The organism is Cellulomonas sp. B6 (genome assembly GCF_001462455.1).
GTDB lineage: Bacteria > Actinomycetota > Actinomycetes > Actinomycetales > Cellulomonadaceae > Cellulomonas.
Genome location: NZ_LNTD01000179.1, coordinates 21,539 through 28,024 on the forward strand (window position 1 = coordinate 21,539; position 6,486 = coordinate 28,024).

The window sequence follows — 6,486 nt, forward strand, 5'->3', positions numbered from 1 at the left end:
GGTCGTGTCCTCTCAGCGCTCGTCCAGGTTCGGTCCCGCGGGGCGGGTCCGGGCCCGCCGGGTGTCCGGAACGTGTCAGAGTGTGTCGGTGAGCCAGCCCGCCGCCGAGGGGACCGGACCGACGCCGTCCTCGTCCCGTCCGTCCCCCGACCACGACGCCCGACCGGCGTGGTCGCCGACCGGCACCGGTCGGCCCGACGGCGTCCCGCCGACCGCGGGTGCGCGAACCGAGGAGGAGCCCGTGCCGCAGCGACGTCGGCGCGACCGCGAGCCCGCGCGGCGACGCAGCACGGCGTGGTCGTGGCTGCGCGAGACCGCGATCATCCTGGTCAGCGCCCTGGTGCTGTCGCTGGTCGTCAAGACGTTCCTGGTGCAGGCGTTCTTCATCCCGTCGCAGTCGATGGAGGACACGCTCGTCAAGAACGACCGGATCCTGGTGAGCAAGCTGACGCCTGGACCGTTCGACCTGCGGCGCGGGGACATCGTGGTCTTCAAGGACCCGGGCGGCTGGCTGACGCCGCAGGTGCAGGAGCCGCGCAGCGCGCTGGCCGAGGCCACCAACGAGGCGCTCACGTTCATCGGGCTCCTCCCGCAGGACGCGGGCGAGCACCTCGTGAAGCGGCTCATCGGCCTGCCGGGGGACCACGTGGCCTGCGCCGGGCCGGGGGAGCCCGTGACCGTCAACGGCGTGCCCATCGACGAGACGTACCTGGCCGCCGGCGCGCAGCCGAGCGAGATGAAGTTCGACGTCGTCGTCCCGGCGGACTCGCTGTGGCTCATGGGCGACAACCGCCAGCAGTCGGCGGACTCGCGTCGCAACATGGGGCGCCCCGGCGGTGGCTCCGTGCCGATGGCCAACGTCGTGGGCGTCGCGTTCGTGACCGTGTGGCCCCTCGACCGGTTCACGTTCCTGGGCAACCCGTCCGACGTGTTCGCGAACGTGCCCGACCCGTCATGACCGCCGTCGGCGCCGAGCGCGGCGTGCGCACGGCGCGCACCGCGCGCCGGACGCCGGGGCGCACCCCGCCGCACCTGCGGCACGAGCGCGCGCTGCTCCGCACGGGGCTGCGCTACGTCGCGGGCATGGACGAGGTGGGCCGTGGGTCGCTGGCGGGCCCCGTGTCGGTCGGGGTCGTCGTCGTCGACGCCGCCACGCGCTCGGCGCCGCGTGGCGTGGCGGACTCGAAGCTGCTGACACCCGCGGCCCGCGAGGCGCTGCTGCCCGCGCTCGGACGGTGGGGCGTCGCACGCGCGGTCGGCCACGCGTCGGCCGACGAGATCGACGCCCGGGGGATCGTCGCGGCGCTGCGCCTGGCGGGGACACGTGCGCTGCGCAGCGTGCTGGAGGTCGTCGACCGGGTGGACGCCGTGGTCCTCGACGGGTCGCACGACTGGCTCACGCCTCCCGAGCCGGACCTCTTCGGCACGCAGGACGACCTGTTCGCGCAGGCGCAGGCGTGGGAGCCTCCCACGGTCCACCTCAAGGTCAAGGCGGACCGCTCGTGCGCGAGCGTCGCGGCCGCGAGCGTCCTGGCGAAGTGCGAGCGCGACGCGATCATGGTGCGGCACGCCGTCGACCACCCCGCGTTCGGGTGGCACGAGAACAAGGGCTACGCCGCGCCCGAGCACCTCGCGGCCCTGCGCGAGCACGGGCCCACGGTGCTGCACCGACGGTCCTGGCGGCTGCCGACCCCGCAGGAGGTCCCCGCCGACCCCGCAGGTCCGGGCTGGGCGGTGGACCCGTTGCTGCCGGACGCGGAGCCCGACGCGACGCCGTGACGTCGCGATGGGGGATGATGGTCCGGTGAGCGCGGAGGACCTGGAGAACTACGAGACCGACATGGAGCTCGCGCTGTACCGCGAGTACCGCGACGTGGTCGGCCTCTTCTCGTACGTCGTGGAGACCGAGCGGCGGTTCTACCTCGCCAACCACGTCGACCTGCAGGTCCGGTCCGCGGCCGGTGAGGTGTACTTCGAGCTCACCCTGGTCGACGCGTGGGTCTGGGACGTCTACCGCTCGGCGCGGTTCGTGAAGTCCGTGCGCGTCGTGACGTTCAAGGACGTCAACGTCGAGGAGCTCGCGAAGGCCGAGCTCGACCTCGGCGCGGGGACCGGCTTCCCGCGTTGACGGGTCTCGACGGCGTCGACGGTCGCTGAGGACCGCCGGGCTGCGGTCGTCGACGAGCGCCCGACGGGCTCGCGCGGTCGGACCTCGTGCCGTCAGCGGCGGCCAGCCACCCACAGTCCCGTCCGCCGGGTGACGTCCCCCGGCCGGGACCGAGCGCGCGCACGCGGCCGGCCACGGAGCACCAGGGTCGTGCCCGGAGGTGGTCGACGTGCGCGCGAAGGACGCGGTCGGGCGGTACGGGGAGGACGTGGCGGCGCGGTTCGTCGCGCAGGCCGGGTGGACGGTGCTCGCCCGCAACTGGCGGTGCGCCGAGGGTGAGCTGGACCTCGTCGCGCTCGACGGGGACGAGGTCGTGGCGGTCGAGGTCAAGACGCGGCGCTCGACCGCGTACGGCCACCCTGCCGAGGCGGTGACGTTCCGCAAGCTGGCGCGCGTGCGTCGCCTCACGGCGCGCTGGCTGCGCGAGCACGACGTGCGGGCGCGGTCGGTGCGCGTCGACGTCATCGCCGTCGTGGTGCCACGCAGCGGGGCCGCCCAGGTCGAGCACCTCGTCGGGGTGGTCTGAGTGCTGGGGCGCACGCGTGCCGTCGCGCTCGTCGGGCTGAGCGGCCACGTCGTCGACGTCGAGTCCCACCTCGCACCGTCGTTGCCCGCGTTCACCCTGGTCGGCCTGCCGGACGCGTCACTGGCCGAGGCGCGCGACCGGGTGCGGGCGGCGGTGACCTCGTCGGGGCTCGCGTGGCCCAACCGGCGGATCACCGTGAACCTCTCGCCCGCGACGCTGCCCAAGACCGGGTCGTCCTTCGACCTCGCCGTCGCGGTCGCGACGCTGGCCGGCGCGGGGCTGGTCGACGCCGGGTCGGTCGAGCGCTGGGTGCATCTCGGGGAGCTCGGTCTCGACGGGCGCCTGCGGCCGGTGCGCGGCGTGCTGCCCGCGGTCGCCGCTGCCGTCGCGGCGGGACGGCACCGCGTCGTCGTGCCGCGCGGCAACGCGGTCGAGGCCGGGCTGGTGCCGGGCGCCGAGGTGCTGGCTGCCGACAGCCTCGCGCAGGTCGCTGCGCACCACGGCGCTGACGTCGAGGTGCCCGACGTGGACCCGGTGCCGGACGTCGTCACGACCGTCGCGGCGGGCGCCGAGCCCGACCTGGGCGACGTGCTGGGGCAGCACGACGCGCGCTTCGGGCTCGAGGTCGCGGCGGCGGGTCATCACCACCTGCTGATGGTCGGACCCCCTGGTGCGGGCAAGACGATGCTCGCGGCGAGGCTCCCCGGGCTGCTGCCCGACCTCGACGAGGACGACGCGGTCGAGGTGACGGCCGTGCACTCGGTCGCCGGCACGTTCGACCCCGGTCGCGGCCTGGTGCGCCGGCCCCCGTTCGAGGACCCTCACCACACGGCGACGCCCGCGAGCATCGTCGGCGGCGGGTCGGGCATGCCCCGCCCCGGCGCCGCCTCACGCGCGCACCGGGGCGTGCTCTTCCTCGACGAGGCGCCCGAGTTCACGTCGGCGGTGCTGCAGACGTTGCGCCAGCCGCTCGAGCACGGCGAGCTCGTGCTGCACCGGTCGGCCGGGACGGCGCGGTACCCGGCACGGTTCCAGCTCGTGCTGGCGGCCAACCCGTGCCCGTGCGGTCACGCGGTGGGCAAGGGGCTGGCGTGCACGTGCCGGCCCGAGCAGCGGCGTCGCTACTTCGGGAAGCTGTCGGGGCCTCTCCTGGACCGCGTCGACCTGCAGCTCGAGGTCCCGGCCGCACGCTCGGTGGACGCGCCGGGGGAGAGCACCGCCACGGTCGCGCGTCGGGTGGCTCGAGCGCGCGCGGCGCAGCGTGCGCGGTGGGAAGGGACGCCGTGGCGGACGAACGGTGACGTCCCGGGCCGAGCCCTGCACGCGCGCCTCGGCCCGGACCGCTCCCTGGTGTCCGAGCTCGACCGCGCGGTCGACCGTGGCACGTTGAGCCTGCGCGGGTCGGACCGTGTGCTGCGGGTCGCGTGGACGCTCGCCGACCTCGCGGGGCGCGTGGCGCCGAGCCGCGGCGACGTCGCGCAGGCCCTCGTGCTGCGCACGCGCGGGCACGGCGCATGACCACGACGACGGGTCCCGAGCCCGGGACGCTCCGCGCGGAGCGCCGTGCGCGGGCGGTGTGGAGCGCGCTCGTCGAACCCGGCGACGAGGTCGCGGGTGCGCTGGTCGACGCGTGCGGCGCCGATCCGGCGCTGCGCTGGGTCGACGCGGCAATCGCTGCCGGCGGCCCCGACTGGGACGCGCTCACGCGGTCCGGCGGCGATCTCACCGAGCCGGTGCGACGACGCCTGACCCGCGCGGTCGCACGGTGGGCCGCGCGGCGCGCGACCGTCGACCCCGAGCGCGACGTCGCCGCGGCGCGGCGGTGCGGGGCACGCCTGGTGGTCCCGGGGGACCTCGGCTGGCCCGAGGCGTTGGCCGACCTCGGCCCGCTCGCGCCGCACGCCCTGTGGGTGCGTGGCACGCTGCCGGCGCGCGAACCGGCGGTCGCGCTGGTGGGTGCTCGGGCCTGCACCACCTACGGCGAACGGGTGGCCGTCGATCTGGGGTCCGAGCTCGCCCGGCGCGGGTGGTGGGTCGTGTCGGGCGGGGCGTACGGCATCGACGCGGCGGCGCACCGGGGCGCGTTGCACGGCGGCGGCAAGACGCTCGTCGTCCTCGCCGGAGGTGTCGACCGGGCGTACCCGGTGGGCAACGCCCTGCTGCTCGAGGAGGCCGTGAGGTCGGGCGGCGGGGTGGTCAGCGAGGTGCCGCCGGGCGCGGCCCCGACCCGCAGCCGCTTCCTGCAGCGCAACCGCCTGATCGCGGCGCTGGCGGGGGCGACGGTCGTCGTCGAGGCCGCGTGGCGGTCGGGTGCCGCGAGCACGGCGCACCACGCGGCCCGCCTGCTGCGTCCGGTCGGCGCGGTCCCCGGACCGGTCACCTCCGCCGCGTCGGCGGGCTGCCACCGCCTCCTGCGGGAGGGTGTCGCCGTCTGCGTCACCGACGCCGCCGAGGTCGCGGAGCTCGCCGGGACGGCCGGTGAGGACACGGTTCCCGAGATGGTCGCGCCGGCGGGTGAGGTGGACGACCTCGACCCGCTCGCCCGGCGTGTCCACGACGGACTGTCCCGACGTGTGCCGCGCGACCTCGCGCAGGTCGCCGCACGGTCCGGCGCGTCGCTCGCCGAGGTCCGCACGGCCCTCGGGCTGCTCGAGCTCGACGGCCGGGCGCGGCGTCTCGCGGCCGGGTGGGTCGCCGTCCCAGCGCATGAGCGCGGACGCGGGTGAAATAGAACGGCGAACGGAGTAATCCCGACGGCGGATCGGACATTGTCCCCGAATTCGTGCGGGCAATCGGGGTCGGTGCGGAACGTGCCCTTGTCGAACGGCTCCGGCCACGCCACCTTAGGGTCATGCACATGGCGGAGATCACGACGGGAAGCCCTCAGCGGGCGCTCCTGCGCAGTGACTTCGCCCTGCACCTGCGTGCGCAGCGCGGCGTGTCCGAGCACACCGTGCGTGCCTATCTCGGCGATCTCGAGCACCTGCTCGACCACGCCGTCCGGCACGGGCTCGTGCGTCTCGACGAGATCGACCTGGCGCTGCTGCGCGGCTGGCTCGCCTCGATGGCCGCCGACGACCTGAGCCGCGCGACCCTCGCGCGGCGGTCGGCCGCCGCACGCACGTTCTTCACGTGGGCCGTGCGGGTCGGGCGGGTGCCGACCGACCCGACGCTCCGCCTCGGGACCGCTCGCGCGTCGTCCGTCCTGCCTGCCGTCCTCGCGCCCGAGCCCGTCGCGCGACTGCTCGACGCCGCGCGCGAGCGCGCGGACGACGGCGACCCCGTCCACCTGCGCGACTGGGCTGCCGTGGAGCTGCTCTACGCGACCGGCGCGCGTGTGGGCGAGCTCTGCGGTGCCGACGTCGACGACCTGGACCGCGCCGAGCTCACGCTGCGGGTCGTCGGCAAGGGCGACAAGGAACGTGTCGTGCCGTTCGGGCGTCCCGCGGCGCGCGCCGTCGACGCCTGGCTGACGCAGGGCCGACCCGCGCTGGCGCACGACACGTCCGGGCCTGCGCTGCTGCTCGGCCGTCGTGGTGGACGCGTCGACCAGCGCCAGCTGCGCGCCGTCGTCCACGAGCTCGCGGCCCTCGTGGGCGTCGACGACATCGCCCCGCACGCGCTGCGGCACACCGCGGCCACGCACCTGCTCGAGGGCGGTTCCGACCTGCGTTCGGTCCAGGAGATCCTCGGCCACGCGAGCCTGTCGACGACCCAGCGGTACACCCACGTCTCGGCCGAGCGCCTGCGCTCGGCGTTCCAGCTGGCCCACCCCCGGGCCTGACGACGATGC

At 75.8% G+C, this 6,486-nt stretch carries 7 protein-coding genes; all 7 read left to right on the plus strand.

Going from position 1 to position 6,486, the window contains the following annotated elements:
• Window positions 1–241 precede the first annotated feature (241 nt).
• Window positions 242–958: a signal peptidase I gene (gene lepB, locus ATM99_RS15175; protein WP_223305157.1), complete on the plus strand. Its 717-nt coding sequence runs from the start codon at window positions 242–244 to the stop codon at window positions 956–958.
• Window positions 955–1,779 carry a ribonuclease HII gene (locus tag ATM99_RS15180; RefSeq protein WP_062103702.1) on the plus strand — a complete coding sequence of 275 codons (825 nt, stop codon included), beginning with the start codon at window positions 955–957 and terminating at the stop codon, window positions 1,777–1,779. Before lepB ends, ATM99_RS15180 begins: the two co-directional genes overlap by 4 nt.
• Before the next feature lie 25 nt (window positions 1,780–1,804).
• Window positions 1,805–2,128: a DUF2469 domain-containing protein gene (locus tag ATM99_RS15185; RefSeq protein ID WP_062103703.1), complete on the plus strand. Its 324-nt coding sequence runs from the start codon at window positions 1,805–1,807 to the stop codon at window positions 2,126–2,128.
• 208 nt (window positions 2,129–2,336) lie between these two features.
• Window positions 2,337–2,693, plus strand: a complete 357-nt coding sequence (locus ATM99_RS15190) for a YraN family protein (RefSeq protein WP_062103710.1) — start codon at window positions 2,337–2,339, stop codon at window positions 2,691–2,693.
• Entirely contained in the window at window positions 2,694–4,211 is a 1,518-nt protein-coding gene (locus ATM99_RS15195; RefSeq protein WP_062103704.1) for a YifB family Mg chelatase-like AAA ATPase, read from the plus strand.
• Window positions 4,208–5,419 (plus strand): DNA-processing protein DprA, encoded by a 1,212-nt coding sequence (gene dprA, locus ATM99_RS15200; protein ID WP_062103705.1) that lies wholly within the window; start codon window positions 4,208–4,210, stop codon window positions 5,417–5,419. Before ATM99_RS15195 ends, dprA begins: the two co-directional genes overlap by 4 nt.
• Window positions 5,420–5,550: 131 nt before the next feature.
• A complete protein-coding gene (locus tag ATM99_RS15205) occupies window positions 5,551–6,477 on the plus strand; it encodes a tyrosine recombinase XerC (protein WP_150118320.1) in 927 nt (308 codons plus the stop codon).
• The last annotated feature ends 9 nt before the right edge of the window (window positions 6,478–6,486 follow it).

What these genes read in the sequence shown, in the direction of transcription:
- ATM99_RS15205 (WP_150118320.1), top strand. Translation starts at nt 5,551, where the DNA reads ATGGCGGAGATCACGACGGGAAGCCCTCAGCGGGCGCTCCTGCGCAGT.
- ATM99_RS15180 (WP_062103702.1), top strand. Translation starts at nt 955, where the DNA reads ATGACCGCCGTCGGCGCCGAGCGCGGCGTGCGCACGGCGCGCACCGCG.
- dprA (WP_062103705.1), top strand. Translation starts at nt 4,208, where the DNA reads ATGACCACGACGACGGGTCCCGAGCCCGGGACGCTCCGCGCGGAGCGC.